The sequence below is a fragment of the Streptomyces sp. NPDC059255 genome, assembly GCF_042752355.1.
In the GTDB taxonomy this organism is placed as follows: domain Bacteria; phylum Actinomycetota; class Actinomycetes; order Streptomycetales; family Streptomycetaceae; genus Streptomyces.
Genome location: NZ_JBHYZP010000013.1, coordinates 1 through 19290, shown reverse-complemented (window position 1 = coordinate 19290; position 19290 = coordinate 1). Strand labels below are relative to the sequence as shown.

The following is a 19290-nucleotide window of genomic DNA, read 5'->3' as shown; positions in this document are numbered from 1 at the left end:
GCACCCCTGCCAGCGACCGACGCGCCCCTGCCAGGGACGGCCTCCCGTGCCGCAGGGCGTCCGGCGGCACGGCGGGCGGGCGGCTCAAGTGCGGGCATGGGCGACCATGATGGCCGGGGCGGGGGCGGTTGTCATGCGGTTTTCCCCTGGGGTGCGGGGCGGTTCCCGCGTGCCCGGTCAGGCGTCGTGCTGGGCGTTGACCAGGGCCTCGCCGGCGTCGGTGCGGAAGTAGAGCACGGACCGGCCGGCGCGGCGGCGGCGTATCAGCCGGGCGTCGAGGAGGACCTTGAGGTGGCGGCCCACCGAGCCGAGGCCCTGGCCGGTCAGCGCCACCAGTTGGGTGGTGCTCTTCGGGGTGTCGAGGAGGACCAGGACGCCCGCCCGCGCGGGCCCGAGCAGCGCGCCGAGGCTCTCGGGGACGGGGGTGCGGTCCGCCTCGGCCAGAGTGCCGGAGCAGGGGTAGACCACGGCGTACCGGTGCGGCGCGTCCCAGGAGACCCATCCGGTGACCGGTGTCACGGGGACGAACATCAGGCGCGCCCCGGACAGTTCTCTCGGCGGGTTGTCCTTGGTGTTGATCTGGAGGCGGCTGCCGCCGAGCCAGCGCATCCCGGGGCGCATGCCGTCCAGGGTCGCGGCCCAGCCGGCCCGGCCGAGCCGGGCCGTACGCGCGACGACGTCCGCCTCGATGACGCGGCGGCGCCTCGGCCAGGTGGGCAGCACGGTCCGTGTCCACACCCACGTCAGGACCTCGGCGGTGCGTTCCGGCAAGTCGGAGCGGTGCAGCCGGGCGGGGAGCGGGCCGTTCGACGATACGGTCAGATCGGCGCGGGCGGCGTCGGCGGGCGTCTCGCGTACGCGCCTCACCTCGTCCTCGAAGGGCGGGTCGCCGTCGCCGGTCGGGGTGGGCGTGAGATAGTCCGCGTTCCAGTGCCGCCCCAGCGCCGCCCGTACGAGCAGCGCGCCGACCGGGTCGTCCGCCTGGCGCTCGCGGTAGGCGGGCAGGTGGCGGCCGAGCCAGGCGCGCTCGCCCGGGTGCGCGGCCGTGCCCCGCTCCAGGGTCTTGAGGCTCGCGACCGTCTCGGCCAGGGCGGAGACGACGAAGCGGCTGCTCGCGAGGGTGTCCGTGCTGATCTGCCACCAGCCCATGTTTCGCCTCCCCGCGAAAGAGTAACGGCCCGGCCGTGGCCGCTCGACACTCCGATCATGCGTACCTACCGCGAACTCTTCCGTGTGCCCGAGTTCACCCCGCTGTTCCTCATGTCCGCCGGACAGGTCGGCGCACAGACGGTCGGCGGGCTCGCGCTCGGCACCCTGATCTACTCGGCGACCGGTTCACCACTGCTCTCCGCGCTCGCCATGTTCGGGACCTCCTTCGCCCAGGTGATCGGCGCGGCCACGCTCCTCTCAGCGGCCGACCGGCTGCCGCCGCGTGCCACGCTGGCCGGGACGTCGCTGCTGTTCGCCCTCGGCACCGCTGTCCTGGCCGTCCCCGGGATGCCGGTGGGGGCTTCGTTCGGTGTGCTGTTCCTTCTCGGTACGGTCGCCTCGCCGGTCGGCGGGGTGCGGTACGGGCTGCTCAACGAGATTCTTGAGCGGGACGGCTATCTGCTCGGGCGCTCCGTGCTCAACCTGTGCGCGGGCGCGGCGCAGATCGGCGGCTTCGCGGCCGGCGGTCTGCTGGTGACCGCCCTGTCGCCCCGCGGCACCCTGCTCGCGGGCGCCGTCCTCCACCTTGCCACCGCGGTCGTCGCCTACCTCGGTCTCAGCGGTCGGCCGCCGCGTGCGACGGGGCGCCCCTCGCCCGCCGAGACCTGGCGGACCAACGCGCTGCTGTGGTCCTCGCGTCCCCGCCGCTCCGTCTATCTCGCACTGTGGGTGCCCAACGGGCTGGTCGTCGGCTGTGAATCGCTCTTCGTCGCCTACGCGCCCCGGTACGCGGGGCTCCTCTTCGCCTGCGGCGCCTGCGGCATGCTGGCCGGTGACGTCGCGGTGGGCCGGTTCGTGCCGCCCCGGTGGCGGGGGCGGCTCGGCGTACCGCTGCTGCTGTTGCTCGCCCTGCCGTATCCGCTGCTCGCCCTGCGTCCGGCGCTGCCGCTCGTGGCGGCGGCCGTGGCCCTGGCCTCGGTGGGGTTCGCCGCGAGCCTGGTCCTCCAGGAACGCCTGATGTCCCTGACTCCGGATGAACTGAGCGGCCACGCCCTCGGGTTGCACACCTCGGGGATGCTCGCGATGCAGGGGGTGGGCGCGGCGCTGGCGGGCGGCGTCGCCCAGCTCACCTCGGTGCCGGTGGCGCCGGCCGTCATGGCGGTGCTCTCCGTCACCGTCACACTGTCCCTGGCCCCCGGTCTGCGGAAGGGGTTGGTGGCCGGCGGTGGGGCACCACGGCCGGCGCGGGCACCCCGTACGGAAACACCGTCGCCCTGACACTGCCGCGGTGGCACCGCCGGAGGGGCGGGCCGGTTCACTCCCCGACGACGCGCTGGCGCACCGCGGACCCGTGCCGTTCCTTGACGATCTCCAGTTGGGTCGGGATACGGCGGCGCAGGTCCGCGACATGGCTGACGATGCCGACGCTGCGGTCCCGTTCCCGCAGCGAGTCGAGTACGTCCAGGACCTCGTCCAGGGTCTGGTCGTCCAGGCTGCCGAAGCCCTCGTCGATGAAGAGTGTGTCCAGCCGTACGCCGCCGGCCTCGTCGGTGACGACGTCCGCGAGGCCGAGCGCGAGCGCGAGGGAGGCGAAGAACGTCTCGCCGCCGGAGAGCGTCGCGGTGTCGCGGGCGCTGCCGGTCCATGCGTCGACGACGTGCAGCCCGAGCCCGGAGCGACGCTGTCCGCCCGCGCGGGCGTCGGTGTGGGACAGGGCGTACCGCCCGGACGACATGCGCTGGAGGCGTACGGTGGCGGCCGCCGCGACCTGTTCGAGGCGGGCCGCCAGGACGTACGACTCCAGACGCATCCGGCGTTCGTTGTCGGCCGAGGTGCCCGCGGTGAGCCCGGCGAGGCGGGCCACCCGGTCGTACTCCTCGCGTACGGGGCCGAGCCCGCGCACCTCGGTCTCGGCCCGCCGGGAGAGCCCGGCGAGCTGCTCCCGGGTCTCCCGCGCGGCGGCGCCCCGGGCCGAGGCGGCGCGCAGGGCGCGTTCCGCGGCGTCGTGGGCGGCCCGCGCGGGGCCGGGGTCGGCGGGCGGTCGCGCGGCGGCCTCCCGGGGCGCGGGTTCCGCGAGCCGGTCGGCGACCGCGGCGGACTCGGCCTGCCAGTCGTCGATACGGTGCTGGAGCGCGCGCCGGTCGGCGGCACCGAGCAGTGCCTCGGCGGCGGCGCCGGGGGTGTCGAAGCCGGCTCGGAAGGCGGCGCCGGCGAGACGCCCGTCGGCCTCCTTGAGGCGCAGCGCGGTGGCGTCGGCGGCGCGTGCGGTCTCCGCCGCCCCGGCGAGCAGCCGGGCCCGGCCCGCCAGTTCGGCCACCCGGTCCGCGACGGTGGCGGCCTCTCCCCTGGCGCGGCTCAACTCCGCTCGCAGCGAGCCCTGTTCGCGCTCCAGCGCTTCGCGCCGCGAGGTCCGGGCGGCGGCACGGCGTTCGGCCTCCCGCTGCGCGGTGACCCGGCCCTCGTACTCGCGCTCGGCCCCGGCCAGGGCCTCGCGCGCCGCGTGCGCCCCGGCGGCGACCTGGCGCGCCGCGGTGTGTTCGCGGTCCAACCGCCCGGTGAGGGCAGCGAGTTCGACGACGGTGGGGTCCTGGGGGTGGGAAGCGGCGTCGCTGCCCCGGGACGGGTCGGTGGCCCGGGACGGGTCGCTGCCACGGGACGGGTCGCTGCCACGGGACGGGTCGGCGGCCTGGGTGCGGGCCGTCGCGTACTGCTCCCGGAGTGCCGCGTGCGCGCGGTCGGCCTCCTCCTGGGCCGCGCCGGAGCGCCGGTACTCCGCCAGGGCCGCGTCCTCCGCCGCCGGATCGACCTGGTCGTCCGTGGGGCGCGCGGGGACGGGATGGTCGGCGGATCCGCACACCGCGCAGGGGGCGCCTTCGACGAGCCGGGCGGCCAGTTCGGCGGCGATGCCCTTCAGGCGTCGCTCGCGCAGGTCGAGCCAGTGCTCGTGGGCGGTGTTGACGCGGGTGCCCGCGGTCAGCAGCCGCCGCTCCGCCTCCCGTACAGATCCTTCGAGGGTGTCGCGGCGCCGGGCCGCGGCGAGTCGCCGCCCGGCCGGTTCGAGCTGTCCGGCCAGTTGTTCGGCGCGGGTCGCCGCTTCCAGGGCCTCTTCCACCCGGTCGAGCAGGGCGCGCCGTTCGGACTCCCAGCCCGCCAGCCAGGCGGCCGCCTCCTGGAGGATGTCGTCGTCGGCGCGCGCCTGCCGGTCCAGTTCGGCGCGTTCGGCCGTGATCTCCGCGCTGCGGCGCTCCACACGCCGCGCCGCGTCGAGGGCGCCCAGCTCCTGCCGTACGGCCCCTTCCAGGGCGACGAGTTGCTCGGCCCCGGCGTCGGCGAGCTCCGGAGGCAGCAGGTCCCTGGTCCGCCCGTGCGCGGCGGAGGCGGCGCGGTGGTCCTCTTCCGCCTCGTCGCGCAGGGCGAGCGCCGGGGCGACGAGTTCGGCCTTGCGGTCGCGCTCCAGCAGCGTACGGTTCCGCTCGTACTCGGGGCGGCGCGCTTCGAGGGCGGCGGAGCGCCGTTGAGCCTCCGCGAACCGTTCCTGGAGGCCGCCGAGTTCGTCCTCGGCGTCCCGTATGCTCCGGGCCTCCGCCAGCCGGTGCTCGGCCTGCGCGAGGCCCGACGCCGCGATGTCCGCCCGCTCGTGGGCGTCGCAGCGTACGGCCGCCGCCCAGGCGAGCACGGCAGGCGCGAGCCCGGCCTCACCGGGCTTCCCCTCGGGCGGCTGCGGCACCTCCCCGTCTCCCGCCGTGGCCGAACTCCCCTCCGCCGCCTGGGCGATGCGCTGCGCGATGCCGAGGAGCCGGTCGTCACCGGCGCGTACCCGGTGCTCGGCGGCGCGCCGCAGCTCGGCGAGGCGCTCCTCGACCGCGGCGAACCTGCGGGTGTCGAAGAGCGCGCCGAGGAGTCTGCCGCGCGCCTCCGCGTCCGCGCGCAGGAAGCGGGCGAAGTCGCCCTGGGGCAGGAGCACGACCTGGCAGAACTGTTCGCGGCTCATGCCGAGGAGCTGGCTGATCTCCTCCCCGATCTCCTGGTGGGAACGGCTCAGGGCCCGCCACTCTCCGCCGCCGGGATGGCCGTCAGGGGCGTACTCCCGGAGCCGGCTCTGCGCCTTCTCGGTGGTGAAACCCTTGACGCGCTTCTTGGGACGGAGCTGCGCGGGCCGCCGCGTGATCTCCAGCCGCCGCCCGCCGACGGTCAGTTCGAGGACGACCTCGGTGACGGCCCCGGTGGGCGCGTGGTCGCTGCGCAGGGTGGTGCCTGGGCCCTGCCGGGCGCCCGGTACGGCCCCGTACAACGCGTAGCAGACCGCGTCCAGCACGGAGGTCTTTCCGGCGCCGGTCGGGCCGTGCAGCAGGAAGAGCCCGGCGCCGGAGAGCGCGTCGAAGTCGACCTCCTGGGTGGTGGCGAAGGGGCCGAAGGCGGTGACGGTCAGCCGGTGCAGTCTCACGGGGCCACCTCGCGCGCCGTCGCCTCGACCCGTACATCGTCGAACGCGGCGCCCAGCACGACGCGTTCCCGCTCGTCCGGCCCCGCCCCGCCCCGTACGTGCGCCACGAAGTCCGCGGCGATCTGCTGGTCGGTACGGCCCGCGAGGCGCCTGCCGTAGGAGGCGAGCGGATCGTCCTCCGGCCGCTCGGGATCGAAGACGAGGCTGATCGTGTGCGGGAAGCGCGCGGCGAGCCGCGCCATGGGTTCGGCCGGGCGCACGGGGTCGGTGAGAGTCGCCTCGACCCAGGACGCCTCGTGGCGGGCGAGGGCGGGATCGCCGAGCAGCTCGTCGAGCGGGCCACGGATCCGGGCGAGGGAGCGCGGCACCGGGCAGTCGATCCGCCGGGCGTCGATCTCCCCCGCGGGCCCGAGATCCACCAGCCACATCGTCTTGCGGTGGCCGGCCTCGGAGAAGGAGTAGGCGAGGGGCGAGCCCGCGTAGCGGACGCGCTCGGTGAGCGTCTGGGAGCCGTGCAGATGCCCGAGCGCGACATAGTCGACACCGTCGAAGACCCCGGCGGGCACGGCTGCCACTCCGCCGACGGTGATGTCGCGCTCGCTGTCGCTGGGCGCGCCGCCGACGACGAAGGCGTGCGCGAGGACGACCGAGCGGGTGCCGGGCGCGCGGGCGGCGAGGTCGGCCCGTACGCGCTCCATCGCGGCCCCGAGCACCGCCTCGTGACCGGCCTTCGACGCCTCGAACTCCGCCCGCACCAGGGCCGGTTCGAGATAGGGCAGCCCGTAGAAGGCCACCTCGCCGTGGGCGTCCGCCAGCAGGACGGGGGTGGCGCAGCCCGCCGGGTCGGTCCGCAGATGGATACCCGCGCGCTCCATGAGCCCGGCTCCGACGCCGAGTCTGCGGGCCGAGTCATGGTTGCCGGAGATCATGACGGTGGGCACCCCGGCACCGGCGAGGCGGTGCAGCGCGCGGTCGAACAACTCGACGGCGGCGAGCGGGGGTACGGCCCGGTCGTAGACGTCACCGGCGACGAGGACCGCGTCGACGTCGTGGGTGCGGACCGCCGCCACGAGGTGGTCGAGGAAGGCCGCCTGGGCGTCGAGCAGGTTCACGCGGTGGAAGGACCGGCCGAGATGCCAGTCCGACGTGTGCAGAAACCTCAAGAGAGACATTCCTCCCGATCGCACCCTTGGCGCAGTTGGCCCGGTTGGCTCGATTGGCCCCGTTGGTCCTGTTGATCCCGTTGGTTCGGTTGGTTCGGTTGCTCCGGCGGTTGGTTCAGTCGGTCACTTCGCGGGGGCATCGCCGTACGCCTCCCCGCCCAGCTCCAGGACGGCCGTCCCCGCGGTCGTGTCCGCGAGCCAGGCGCGGAACGCGTCGACCTCCGCGTCCGGCAGCCCCAGCTCGATCGTCACCGCCTCGGCGTAGCGCACCTCGCCCACCGCGCGGCCCATGGCGCGCAGATCGTTCTCCAGCCGGCCCGCGCGCTGGTGGTCGACGGTGACGGTGACCCGCCGGAAGCGCCGCCTGATCCGGGTCCCGAGGGCGTCCAGCGCCTCGCCTACCGCTCCCCCGTACGCCCTGATCAGGCCACCGGCGCCGAGCTTGACCCCGCCGTAGTAGCGGGTGACGACGGCCACCGTGTAGCGCACCTCACGTCGCATCAGCATCTGTAGCATCGGTGCGCCCGCAGTGCCGCCCGGTTCACCGTCGTCGCTCGCCCGCTGCACGGAGGCGTCGGCACCGATCACATACGCGAAGCAGTGGTGCGTGGCCGTCGGGTGCTCCTTGCGGACGCGCGCGATGAACTCCTGCGCCTCCTCCTCGGTCGCCGCCGGTCCCAGCGCACAGAGGAAGCGCGACCGGTTGACCTCGGTCTCGTGGACGCCCGCGCGGGCGACGGTCCGGTACTGCTCCTGCATGCCCCCACCCTATGCGGGGCGTGATCGCCGCCCCGACCGAAGCCGGGAAGCGCGTTTCGGACTGTACGGAAACTCCTTGTCCGGGCCACTGCCGGGCCATGAGTGTGAACGGATGTCGTGGGTCCGACGACTGTGGCCGCCTCGATGGTTCGGTGACAACGGCCGGTGCGGGGCTTTCCGCCGGGGGCTCCCCGCCGGGGGCTCTCTGCCGGAGGCTCTCCACCGGGGCGGCTGTGCCCGCGTCGGTGCCCGCCGGAACGGTTCCGTACACACGTATCGAGAAGGACAAGAAGGGCAGGGCCGCATGACGGTCACGACCACCGACGCGGGCAGAGCCCCGTCGGGCCATCCGCAACGCTGGCTCATCCTCGGCGTCATCTGCCTGGCCCAGCTCACGGTGCTGCTCGACAACACGGTGCTGAACGTCGCGATCCCCTCCCTCACCCGGGAGCTGGACGCGTCCACCGCCGACATCCAGTGGATGATCAACGCCTACTCCCTCGTCCAGTCGGGCCTGCTGCTCACCGCGGGCAGCGCCGCCGACCGGTACGGCCGGAAGAAGATGCTGGTCGCGGGGCTCACGCTGTTCGGCATCGGATCGCTGGTGGCCGGCCTCGCGGACTCCTCCGCACAGCTCATCGCGGCGCGGGCGGGCATGGGGGTCGGCGGCGCGCTGCTGATCACCACCACCCTCGCCGTGGTCGTGCAGATCTTCGACGAGCAGGAGCGGGTGCGGGCCATCGCGCTCTGGGCCACGGTCAACTCTCTCGGCTTCGCCGTGGGACCGCTGGTCGGCGGGGTGATGCTGGACCACTTCTGGTGGGGCGCGATCTTCCTGATCAACATCCCGGTCGCCGTCATGGGGCTGGCCGCGGTGATCGCGCTCGTACCCGAGTCGAAGACCAAGGAGGGCGACCGCCCCGACCTGCTCGGCGCGCTGCTCTCCACGATCGGCATGACCGGGGTGGTCTACGCGATCATCTCGGGCCCCGAGCACGGCTGGGCGTCGGGGCAGGTCCTGGTCTCCGGGACGGTCGGGATGACCGTACTCACCGCGTTCGTGCTCTGGGAGCTGCGTATCCCGCACCCGATGCTGGACATGCGTTTCTTCCGCGACCGGCGGTTCGTCGGGGCGGTGGCGGGCGCGGTTCTGATCGCCTTCGGCATGGGCGGCTCGCTCTTCCTGCTCACGCAGCACCTCCAGTTCGTGCTGGGTTACGGCCCGCTGGAGGCCGGCCTGCGGACCGCTCCCCTCGCGCTCACCGTCGTCGCGCTCAATCTCACCGGCGTCGGGGCTCGGCTGCTGCCCCGGCTGGGCACGCCGCTCACCATCGCCATCGGGATGGCCATGCTCGCCGCGGGGCTGACGGCGATCGCCGTGCTGGGCGGCCACGCGTATACGGGGATGCTGCTCGGCCTGGTGGTGATGGGCGCCGGCATCGCGCTGGCCACGCCCGCCATGGCCAACGCGATCATGAGCGCGATCCCGCCGGAGAAGGCCGGGGTGGGCGCGGGGGTGAACGGCACCCTCGGCGAGTTCGGCAACGGCCTCGGCGTCGCCACGCTCGGCGCGGTGCTCAACTCCCGCTTCGCGGCCCTTGTCCCGGGCGCGGTGGGGGCGGCGTCACTGCCCACGGTGCTGGCCGAGGCGGACAGCGCGGCGGCCAGGCAGCGTATCGCGGACGGGTTCGCCTCGGGCCTGGAGACCAGCCAGCTCTTCGGCGCGGTCGCGGTGCTCGCGGGCGGGCTGCTGGCGGCGCTGCTGCTGCGCCGCGCGGAACGGGCCGAGGCTGCGGGACCGGCCGGTACGGGCGCCGCCACGGATACGGACCCGGATTCAGGCGCCGGTACGGAAGCCGGCATGGATACGGACACCGGTACGGAGAAGGCGAAAGCACCGAGCACGTAACTCACCCCGCCGGGCCCGTGGCGGCCGGACCGTCCTTCCACGGTCCGGCCGCCTTCCTGTGTGCGGGCCCGGTGGGCCCGGTCACCTCACCTCACCTCACCTCAACTCACCTGACCTGACCTGACCTCACCTCACCGAGCAGCCGTCGGCGATCTCCGCGAGGGCGCGGGTGTACGCCGCCGCCAGTTCGGCGATCGTCTTCCGGTCGTACATCGCCGAGGAGTAGGACCAGGTGACCGTGAGCCGCCCCTCCTGGACGACCGCGGCCACATCGATCAGATGCGGACGCTCCTCCGACAGACTGAAGTCCCGCCCTGTGAACGGCAGTTCGGAGCAGAGCAGCCCTTCGCCGCCGCGTCCGCCCGCCAGGTCGAAGCGGCCCAGGTAGTTGAAGCTGATCTGCGGCTCGGGGGCGTCCGCGAGCGTGCCGCCCGGGGCGCCGGGGGGGCTGAGACGGCGCAGCGCCCCGTACCCGACTCCGTGGTCGGGGACCGCCCGGAGCTGTCGTCTGACCGCCCGGATCGTCGCGTCCCAGCCGGTGTCGGCGGAGGCCTCCAGCACGACCGGGTGGATGGCGGTGAACCAGCCGACGGTGCCCGAGAGGTCGATGTCGTCGAACAGGTCCTCCCGCCCGTGGCTCTCCATGTCGACGACGGTACGGGCCCGGCCGGTCCAGGTGGCGAGGGTGCGGGCGAGCCCGGCGAGCAGGACGTCGTTGATCTGGGTGCGGTACCGGCCGGGGGCCAGGTTGAGCAGCGCGTGCGTCCGCTCGGCACCGAGGGTCTCGGCGACGGCGGTCAGTTCGGCACCGGTGTTGGGCGCCCCCGGCCGGTCCACGGGGAGCGGGACCGCCGCCGGATCGGTGGCCGCCCGCCAGTGGTCGAGCTGACCGTCGAATCCGCCGTTCGCGACATGCCGGGCGAGGTGTTCGGCCCACTGCCGCACGGAGGACGTCCTCGGCCGGGGTACGACCGCCCGGGCCCGCTCGGCGGCACCGGTGGAAGCGGCGGAAGCGGCGGAAGCGGCGGCCAGAGTCTCGGCGTACGCCGCCTCCAGGTCGTCCAGCAGGATCCGCCAGGACACACCGTCGACCACGAGATGGTGCGCGACAACGGTGAGCCAGGGGGCCAGGCCCGGGCCCCTGGTGCCGAACAGGACACGGAAGAGCGGCCCCGACTCCAGCCGGAATCCTGCCTGCACCTCACGGACCAGTGCATCCCAGCGCGCCTCCGGCACACCCGCTACCGCCACGGCCACCGCTGCTGACGCCGGAGCCGATGCCGGTGCTGCCGGGGCGTTGCCGGCGCCGAGGTCGTGGCCGGTGAACACCGCGTCCTGGTCGACGTGTTCAAGGATCCGTCCGGACCGGCCCGCCCGGTCGGTCGCTGCGGTAGTCGCCGGTCCTGAACTCCCCTCGTGGTAGACCGCGCGCAGCATGCCATGCCGTCGGAGCAGGGACGCGACCGCCTGTCGCAGCGCCGACTCATCAGTGTCGGGGGCGAGTTCGAAGGACATCGTCATGTCGAAATGGGCCGGGTCCTTGGTGTGCGTGGCGAAGAACCACTCGGCGACCGGAGTGGGCGGCAGCGGCCCCTCCTCGGTCTCCTCCGCCGCGGGGGCCGGGGAGGCAGCGTCGCGGGTCGCGTCCGCCTCCGCCGCGAGCCCCGCCACGGTCTGCCCGACGAAGACGTCGCGGGAGTACAGCTCCAGTCCGGCGCGGCGGGCCCGTGACACGACCTGGATGCTGAGGATCGAGTCGCCGCCTAGCGCGAAGAAGCTGTCGTGGACGCCCACCCGCTCGACGCCGAGGACCTCCGCCCAGATCCCGCACAGGGTCCGTTCGGTCTCGGTACGGGGCGGGGTGTACGCGGCGGCGGCGCGGTCGGCGTCCTCGTCGGGGGCGGGCAGTGCCCGGCGGTCGGTCTTTCCGCTGGCGTTGACCGGCAGTTCCGGCAGCGTGACGAAGGCGGCAGGCAGCATGTATTCGGGGAGCGACGTGCCCGCGAACGCACGCAGTTCGTCTCCCGCCGGCAGCTCGTCCTCGGTACGGGGAACGACGTACGCGACGATGCGCTTGACGCCGGGCCGGTCCTCGCGCACCGTCACCGCCGCCCGCTCCACCGCGGTGTGCCGGGCCAGCACCGCCTCGATCTCGCCCAGTTCGATCCGCAGGCCCCGTATCTTCACCTGGTCGTCCGCGCGGCCCACGTACTCCAACTGGCCGTCCGCGCGCCACCGTACGAGGTCGCCGGTCCGGTACAGCCGTCCGCCGCCGGACGGGGCCGCCACGAACCGGGAGGCCGTCAGTCCGGGGCGGCCGAGATAGCCGCGGGCCAGCACGGCGCCCGCCACGTACAACTCACCTGCGACGCCCACCGGGACGGGGCGCAGCCGCCGGTCGAGTACGGACACGGCGGCCCCGGACACCGGCGCGCCGATCGGTGGCGTACCGCCCTCCTCGCCGCCGGGGAGGGTCCCGCTCATCGTCGCGACGACCGTGGTCTCCGTGGGGCCGTAGGCGTTCACCATGGTCCGTCCGCCGGCCCAGCGCCGGGCCAGTCCGGCGTCGCACGCTTCGCCGCCCGTCAGCAGCGTACGCAGTCCGGACGCCCGGCCCGGTGGGATGCTGGCGAGCACGGTCGGCGGCACCAGGGCGTGGGTGACCCGGCCCTCCTCCAGCACTCGCGCCAGCTCCTCCCCCGCCAACGGCCCTTCCTGCGTGGGCAGTACGAGCGTTCCACCGCCGCCGAAGGCGAGCAGCAGCTCCAGTACGGACGCGTCGAAGCCCGACGAGGCGAGTTGGAGGACGCGGGCGGACGCATCGGACGAGCAACCGTCCATCGAACAACCGTCCGTACCGTCGGTACCGTCCGCGCCGTCCGCGTCACGCGGAACTCCCCGGTTCTCGGCCATCGTGTCGCGCCCGACCAGCGACCGGGCGAGCGAGGTGAGTCCGGTGTGCGGTACGACCACGCCCTTCGGCCGCCCGGTCGACCCCGACGTGTAGATCACGTACGCCGCCGCCGAGGCCGGCACCGCGACGTCCGGTGCCGCCGCCGGAAGGTGTGCGAGTTCCCCGGCGACCGCCGGATCGTCCACGGCCAGCCACGCCGTCCCGCCGGCCCCGGACCCGGACCCGGACCGGGCCCCGTCCGAGCCTTGGACGGAAAGATGGTGACGGTTCGTCAGCAGTAGCGTGGCACCGCAGTCGTCGAGGACGTAACGCAGCCTTTCCGTGGGCCACTTGGGGTCCACCGGAACGTAAACACCGCCCGCGCACACCACGGCGAGCACGGCGACGGCCCACTCCACCGACTTCGGCAGCAGCACCGCGACCCGGGACTCGACCCGTACTCCTCGTGCGCGCAGCAGGTGCGCGAGGCGGTTCACCCGTTCGTCCAGTTCGTGGTAGGACAGTTCGTCGCCGCCGAAGGCCAGGGCCGGCGCCTCGGGGTGTGCCGCGGCGCGCCGGGCGAACCATTCCCCCAGCGGTACGGGCGCCGCCGCGGCCGGGCCGGTACCCCGGTCGGCCGCGCGGCGCGCCTCCTCCGGGGAGACCGGCGGGATGTCGCCCAGCGGCCGATCTCTACCGGACGTCAACTCCTCGACCATACGGACGAGATGGGCGGCAAGGCGGTCCGCCGTGGCGGCGTCGAACAGGCTCGGGTCGTAGGCCAGGGTGAGGCTCAGGCCCGGTCCGTCGGCGCCCGCGATCAGGGTGAGCGGATAGTTCGTGGCCTCGATGGCCTCGACATCGCGCAGTGCCACACCGTGGCGGGTGGCGGCGTCCGCGTCGGCCGGGTAGTTCTCGAAGACCACCAGACTGTCGAAGGGCGCGGTGCCCGAGGGCAGTTCGGTCGCGATGTCGCGGAGGGCGACATACTCGTGCTGCCCGGCCTCCGACGCGTGCTCCTGGATCCCGGCCAGCCAGGCGGAACGGCCGCGGTACGGGTCCACGTCGACACGTACCGGGAGGGTGTTGATGAACAGCCCGAGGATCTCCCCGGCTCCGGGCAGTTCGGCCGGACGCCCGGAGACCGTCGCGCCGAAGACCACGTCCTGCGTTCCCCCGTGGTGGGCGAGAAGCAGCGCCCACGCGCCCTGGACCACCGCGTTGACGGTGATCCGGTGGCGGCGCGCGAACCGGGTGGCCCGAACGGCCGTCTCGGGGGACAGCGGGACCTCGGTGCGCGCGGTGGACCGGCCGCGGTGCTGCCAGGCGGCGGGCCGGTCGTACGGGAGTGCCACCGGCTCGGTGAAGCCGGCCAGCCGGTTCTGCCAGTACGCCGCCCCCTGGGCGTGGTCACGCCCCGCCAGCCAGCTCAGATAGTCCCGGAACGGGCCGCGCGGCGCCGGACCGGACACATGTCCGGGTGCGGGTGCCGGTGCGGGTGCGGGTGCGGCGCCGGTGAGTGCCGCGTACTCGGCGATGACGTCGGAGAGCAGCGCGGCGCTGCTCCACCCGTCCAGCAGCAGATGGTGGAAGGTCCAGACGAGCTGTACGCGCCCGCCGGGGAGCCGGGCCAGCATCACCCGGGTCAACGGGGGCTCGGCGAGATCCACCCCGCGCTCCCGTTCCTCCGCGAGCGCGGCGGTCAGTCGCCCGGCGCGCTCCGCCTCCGAGCAGCCGGTCCAGTCCCGTACGTCGACGGGCAGTCGCACCTGGCGGTGGACGATCTGCACGGGGTGGTCGACTTCCGCCCAGGCGACGGAGATCCGCAGAGCGTCCGATGCGTTCACCGCCCGCTGCCAGGCACGGGCCAGGGCGCCCGGGTCGGTCACCCCGTCCAGTACACAGGCGAACTGTTCCAGATAGGCGGAGGCGTCCGGTTCGGCCAGCGTGTGGAACAGCATCCCCGCCTGGAGAGGCGTCAACGGGTAGATGTCCTCGACGTTCCTTCCGTCGCCCGCGAGTTGATCCGTCTCGTCCTGGGTGAGGGTGACCAGGGGGAAGTCGGCGGGGCTGCATCCACCGGCCCCGGGCTCGGCGCAGTGCGCGACGAAGTCCGCCAGCTCGGCCGCGAACCGATCGGCGAGGATCCGTACGGTCTCCTCCTGGTGGAGCCCCGGTGAGTAGGTCCAGGCGAAGGTCAGTCGGCCCTCCTCGATCCCGCCGACGACGTCGAGGAGGTGGCTGCGCCGTTCCCGACCGCCACGATCCCCTCCCGCGTCGGGGAGTTCGGCGCGGTAGAGCCCCTCGTTGTCGGCCTGGCCGTCCCCGTCACCCCGTTCCCGTACGGCATCGAACTGACCGTGGTAGTTGAAGGAGATACGGGGGCTCGGCAGGGCGCGCAGCGCCTCTCCCGGGGAGCCCGCCGCAGCGAGATGGCGCAGCGCTCCGTAGCCGATGCCCCGGTCCGGCACCGCGCGGAGCTGCTCCTTGACGGCGGTGACGCTGTCCTTCCAGCACTCCCCCGGCGGCAGTTGGGGTGCCACCGGGTACAGCGAGGTGAACCAGCCGACGGTACGGGTGAGGTCGATGTCCTCGAACAGCTCCTCGCGTCCGTGGCCCTCCAGATCGATCGCCACACGGTCCCGTCCGGTCCAGGCGCGCAGGGTGCGTGCCAGGGCGGCGAGCAGGACCTCGTTCGTACGCGACCGGTACACGGCGGGCACCCGGTGCAGCAGGTCGTCGGTCTGCGCCGCGCTCAGCGCACACAGGACGGTGCGCTCGTCGGCCACGGTGTCGGCACCGCCCGGTGTGTCCACCGGCAGTTCGGTCGTCGCGCCTTCGAGGGCCGACCGCCAGTAGCCGACCTGCGCGTCGAAGCCACCCGAGGCGACATGTGCGACGAGGCGGTCGGCCCACTGCTGTACGGAGGTGGTCTTACGGCCCAGGCCGGCTCGACGGCCGGACGGCGACGCCTGCGTCTCGTAAGCCGTCTGTGCTGTCTCGTGAGCGGTCCGTGCCGTCTCGTGAGCCGTCTGTGCCGTCTCGTAAGCCGCCTCGATGTCCGCCAGCAGAACGCGCCACGACACCCCGTCGACCACCAAGTGGTGTGCCGTGAACTGGACCCGGATTCCGCCCCCGCCGCCCATCAGGCCGACGACCACACGGAGCAGCGGCCCGCCGAGCCCGATGCGGGCCGGGGCCTCGGCGGCGATCTCCTCCCAGGCGGCGTCCGGATCGGGCTCGCCCGACAGGTCGTACTCCTGGAACACCGTGTCGATGTCGACCTCGGTCAGGATCCGGGCGGTGGCGACTCCGTCGGAGTCACCGGTGAAGGACGTCCGCAGCGCGTCGTGGTGGGTGAGCACCGCGTGCACGGCCTCCCGGAGGAGGGCCGGGTCGGTCCCGTCCCGTAGCTCGAAGGCCATCGACATGGCGAAGTGCCCGGGGTCCAGCGGATGGGTGGCGAAGAACCACTCCCGGATCGGGGTGGTCCCGACGGGTCCGCTCAACCTTCCCTGATCTGCGAGGACTTCGGTCCCTACCACGCGTCCGGGCCCGGTGGCGGACGCGCGTGCGGCGAAAGCGGCGAGCGCGGCCACGGTCTGGCGGGCGAACACGTCCCGCGACGATATCCCGATGCCCGCGCGGCGTGCCTTCGCGACGAGTTGGATGCTCAGGATGGAGTCGCCGCCGAGATCGAAGAAGTTGTCGTGCGCGCCGACCCGCTCGGCACCCAGCACCTCGGCCCAGATCCCGGCGAGCACCTCCTCCAGACCCGCCCGGGGCGCGACGTATCCGCCGTCGCCCGTGCCGTCCTCCGCGCCGGCGGCGGGGCCGGGGGCCGGCAGGGCGGCCCGGTCGACCTTGCCGTTGGCGTTGAGGGGGATGCGGTCCAGCGCGACGAAGGCCGAGGGCACCATGTAGTCGGGCAGCACGGCCGCCGCGTGTTCGCGGAGCGCGGCCGCGTCCACTCCGCCCGGTTCGACGGGCACCACATAGGCGACGAGCCGCGCCGCCACCCCGGCCGGGCCACCGCCTCCGGACCCGCTCCGCACCACCGGTGGGGCGTCGACGGTCACCTGGGCGACCGACGCGTGCAGGCTCAGCACGCCCTCGATCTCGCGCGGTTCGACCCGGAAGCCGCGCACCTTGACCTGGTCGTCGCCGCGCCCGACAAACTCCAGTTCGCCGTCCGTACGGCGGCTGACCACGTCCCCGGTGCGGTACAGCCGCTCACCGCTGCCGAACGGGTCGGCGACGAAGCTCCCCGCGGTGAGCCCGGGCCGGCCGAGATAACCGCGGGCGAGCCCGTGCCCCGCCACGTACAGCTCACCCGGCACGCCGACGGGGACCGGGCGCAGCCAGGCGTCCAGGACGTAGGCCCTGGTGCGGACGACCGGGGTGCCGATGGGCGGCGTACCGTCGCCCGGTGCGAGTGCGCCGCTCATGGTGGCGCACACGGTGGTCTCGGTCGGCCCGTACGCGTTGACCATGGTCCGGCCCGGCGCGCAGCGGTCGACGGTCTCGGCGGGGCAGGCCTCCCCGGCGACCACGAGTGTGGGCGGCAGGTCGGCGGGGTCCAGCGCCGCGACGAGGGCGGGCGGCAGGGTCGCATGGGTGACGTCGCAGGCGGCGACGAGGGGGCCGAGCGTGGTGCCCCAGTCGGTGGAGGGCCCGTTCGTCCCGGCGCCGGGGCCAGGTCCGTCCACGATCAGGGTGGCGCCGGTCAGCAGCGCCATGGACAGCTCCCACCAGGAGGCGTCGAACCCGGGCGAGGCGAACTGGAGAACCCGCGATCCCGGCCCCACCCCCAGCCGCTCCGCCTGGGTCGCTGCCAGGCTCGCAAGCCCCGCGTGGGTGACGGTCACGCCTTTGGGTCGCCCGGTCGAGCCGGAGGTGTAGATCACGTAGGCACCGGCGGAAAGGGGGACCTTTCTGACCTCCGATTCGCCCGGAATATCCGGGATAGCGGGTATGTCGAGAGCATCGAGGGCGAGGACAGGGAGCGGCCCGGCCCCCGAGTGATCCGCCAGCGTGTCCCACAGGGCGGCGGCGTGTGACTCATGTGTGATCAGCAGCTCGGCGTCGCAGTCGGTGAGGATGTAGCCGACCCGATCGGCGGGATACGAGGGATCCACGGGGACGAATGTCGCTCCCGCCTTCAACACCGCGAGCACCGAGACGACTTGGTCGACGGAACGCGGCAGGAGGAGGGCCACGCGGGACTCCGGCCCGATCCCCGTACGGAGAAGGTGCCCGGCCAGCCGGCCGGCCCGGTCGTCCAGCTCGCTGTACGTCAGCACGGGGCCCTCCGCACACCGTACGGCCGGGGCATCGGGGGTCGTGTGGACCCATTTCCCGAAGAGGGCCGGGGCGGACAGTCCGGGCACGTCATCACTCGTACGATCGTTCGCACCGGTCAGGGCGGACCGCTCGGCGGCGGGCAGCGCGTCGGCGGTGAACAGCGGAGCGGCCGGAGACGCAAGCAGCGCCCCTGCGAGATGCAGCCAGCGCCGGGCCAGCCTCTCGACGGTGTCGGCGTCGAACAGGTCGGTGTTGTACTCGACCCCGGCCCGCAGGGTGCCGGCGTCCTCCCGGAACCCGAAGGTGATGTCGAACTGCGCGGTCTCGCGCTCCACTTCGAGCGGTGACACCTCCAGGCCGGCCAGGGTCAGCGGCTGTTCGTCCGGGGTGTTCTGGAGGCTCACCATGGCCTGCACGAGAGGGGTGCGGCTGGTGTCCCGCCCGGGGGCGAGGTCGTCCACGAGCACACTGAACGGGATGTCCTGGTGGGCGAAGGCGTCGAGCACCGTCGCGCGCGAGTCGGCGAGCAGCTCGGCGAAGGAGCGCGACTCGTCGATCCGCGAGCGCAGCACGAGGGTGTTGACGAAGAAGCCGACGAGGTTCTCCAGCTCGGCGCGCTCACGTCCCGCGACGGCGGTGCCGACGGCGATGTCCCGCTGCCCCGTCCACCGGGACAGGAGCAGTTGGGTGACGGCCGTCAGCGTCATGAACAGGCTCGCGTCCTGCTCCTGGCCCACGGCACGCAGCCGGCGCGACAGCGCCTCGGGCACGTCGAACGCGTACAGCGAACCGGCGGAGGTACGAACGGCGGGGCGCGGCCGGTCGGTGGGCAGGTCGAGCGGTTCGAGACCGTCCAGCGTCCGCTGCCAGAAGTCGAGTTGTTCGTCCGGCGCGGGCCGGCGCTCGCGCTGCCAGAGTGCGAAGTCGGGGTACTGCAAGGGCAGATCGGGCAGACTTGCGTGCTCACCGTGTACGGCGGCGTCGTAGAAGATGCCGAGTTCGCGGGCGATCACACCCATCGACCAGCCGTCGGTGACGATGTGGTGCATCGACAGGACGAGAACGTGATCGTCCTCGGCCACCGGCATCAGCAGGACCCGCAGCAGCGGGCCGGTACGCAGGTCGAACGGGGTGGCGGCCTCCTGGCGCACCAACTCGTCCAGCTCACCGGGGCAGCCGCTCGGATCGACGGTGCGGAAGGACACCGGAAGGTCCGCCGGACCGTGCACGACCTGGACGGCCCGTCCGTCGACGGAGTCGAACGTGGTGCGCAGCGCCTCGTGCCGGCCGACCAGCGAGGCGACGGCGGAGCGCAGGGCGCGGACATCCAGGGGCCCGGTGAGCCTCAGCGCTTCCACGACGTTGTACTCGACGCTGCCGTGCGCGAACTCGTCCAGGAACCAGAGGCGTTCCTGAGCGAACGAGAGGGGCAGGTCCCCATCTCTGGGCGCCGGAGTGATCGCCGCGCCGACGGTGGTGCTCGCCGCACCCGTCACGAGGGACGCAAGTCCGGACACGGTCGGCTGATCGAACAGCGCCCGCGGCGACAGGGCCGCACCGCACGCATCGCGGATCCGGGAGACGACTTGGAGGCTGGAGATGGAGTCGCCGCCGAGGGAGAAGAAGTTGTCGTGCACCCCGACCCGCCCGACACCCAGCACCTGCGACC

Annotated in this window: 7 protein-coding genes; 2 read left to right on the top strand and 5 right to left on the bottom strand. The window is 73.6% G+C overall.

The genetic code is table 11. The annotated features are described in order from the left end of the window. Positions 1-177: 177 nt before the first annotated feature. Entirely contained in the window at positions 178-1149 is a 972-nt protein-coding gene (locus tag ACFXKG_RS17170; RefSeq protein WP_384838887.1) for a transcriptional regulator, read from the bottom strand. Between the two features lie 57 nt (positions 1150-1206). Between ACFXKG_RS17170 and ACFXKG_RS17165 the strand changes: the two genes are divergently transcribed. Next, positions 1207-2427: an MFS transporter gene (locus tag ACFXKG_RS17165; protein WP_384838884.1), complete on the top strand. Its 1221-nt coding sequence runs from the start codon at positions 1207-1209 to the stop codon at positions 2425-2427. Between the two features lie 37 nt (positions 2428-2464). On the opposite strand, the gene ACFXKG_RS17160 is transcribed toward ACFXKG_RS17165, so the two are convergent. From ACFXKG_RS17160 to ACFXKG_RS17150, 3 genes are all read right to left on the bottom strand, one after another. Then, the gene (locus ACFXKG_RS17160; protein ID WP_384838881.1) at positions 2465-5593 is read right to left on the bottom strand and encodes an AAA family ATPase; all 3129 of its coding nucleotides are present in this window, start codon (positions 5591-5593) and stop codon (positions 2465-2467) included. Beyond that, positions 5590-6756 (bottom strand): exonuclease SbcCD subunit D, encoded by a 1167-nt coding sequence (locus tag ACFXKG_RS17155; RefSeq protein ID WP_384838878.1) that lies wholly within the window; start codon positions 6754-6756, stop codon positions 5590-5592. Before ACFXKG_RS17155 ends, ACFXKG_RS17160 begins: the two co-directional genes overlap by 4 nt. 123 nt (positions 6757-6879) lie before the next feature. Then, complete coding sequence (locus ACFXKG_RS17150; protein ID WP_384838875.1) at positions 6880-7515, bottom strand: YigZ family protein; 636 nt, start codon at positions 7513-7515, stop codon at positions 6880-6882. Positions 7516-7819: 304 nt separating this feature from the next. Here ACFXKG_RS17150 and ACFXKG_RS17145 point away from each other — a divergent pair, with 304 nt between their 5' ends. Next, on the top strand, positions 7820-9424 hold the full coding sequence (locus ACFXKG_RS17145) for an MFS transporter (protein ID WP_384838872.1): 1605 nt from the start codon (positions 7820-7822) through the stop codon (positions 9422-9424). A gap of 126 nt (positions 9425-9550) precedes the next feature. Here ACFXKG_RS17145 and ACFXKG_RS17140 read toward each other — a convergent pair. Then, positions 9551-19290: amino acid adenylation domain-containing protein (locus ACFXKG_RS17140; RefSeq protein WP_384838869.1), on the bottom strand; the 9740-nt coding region annotated here is incomplete at its 5' end.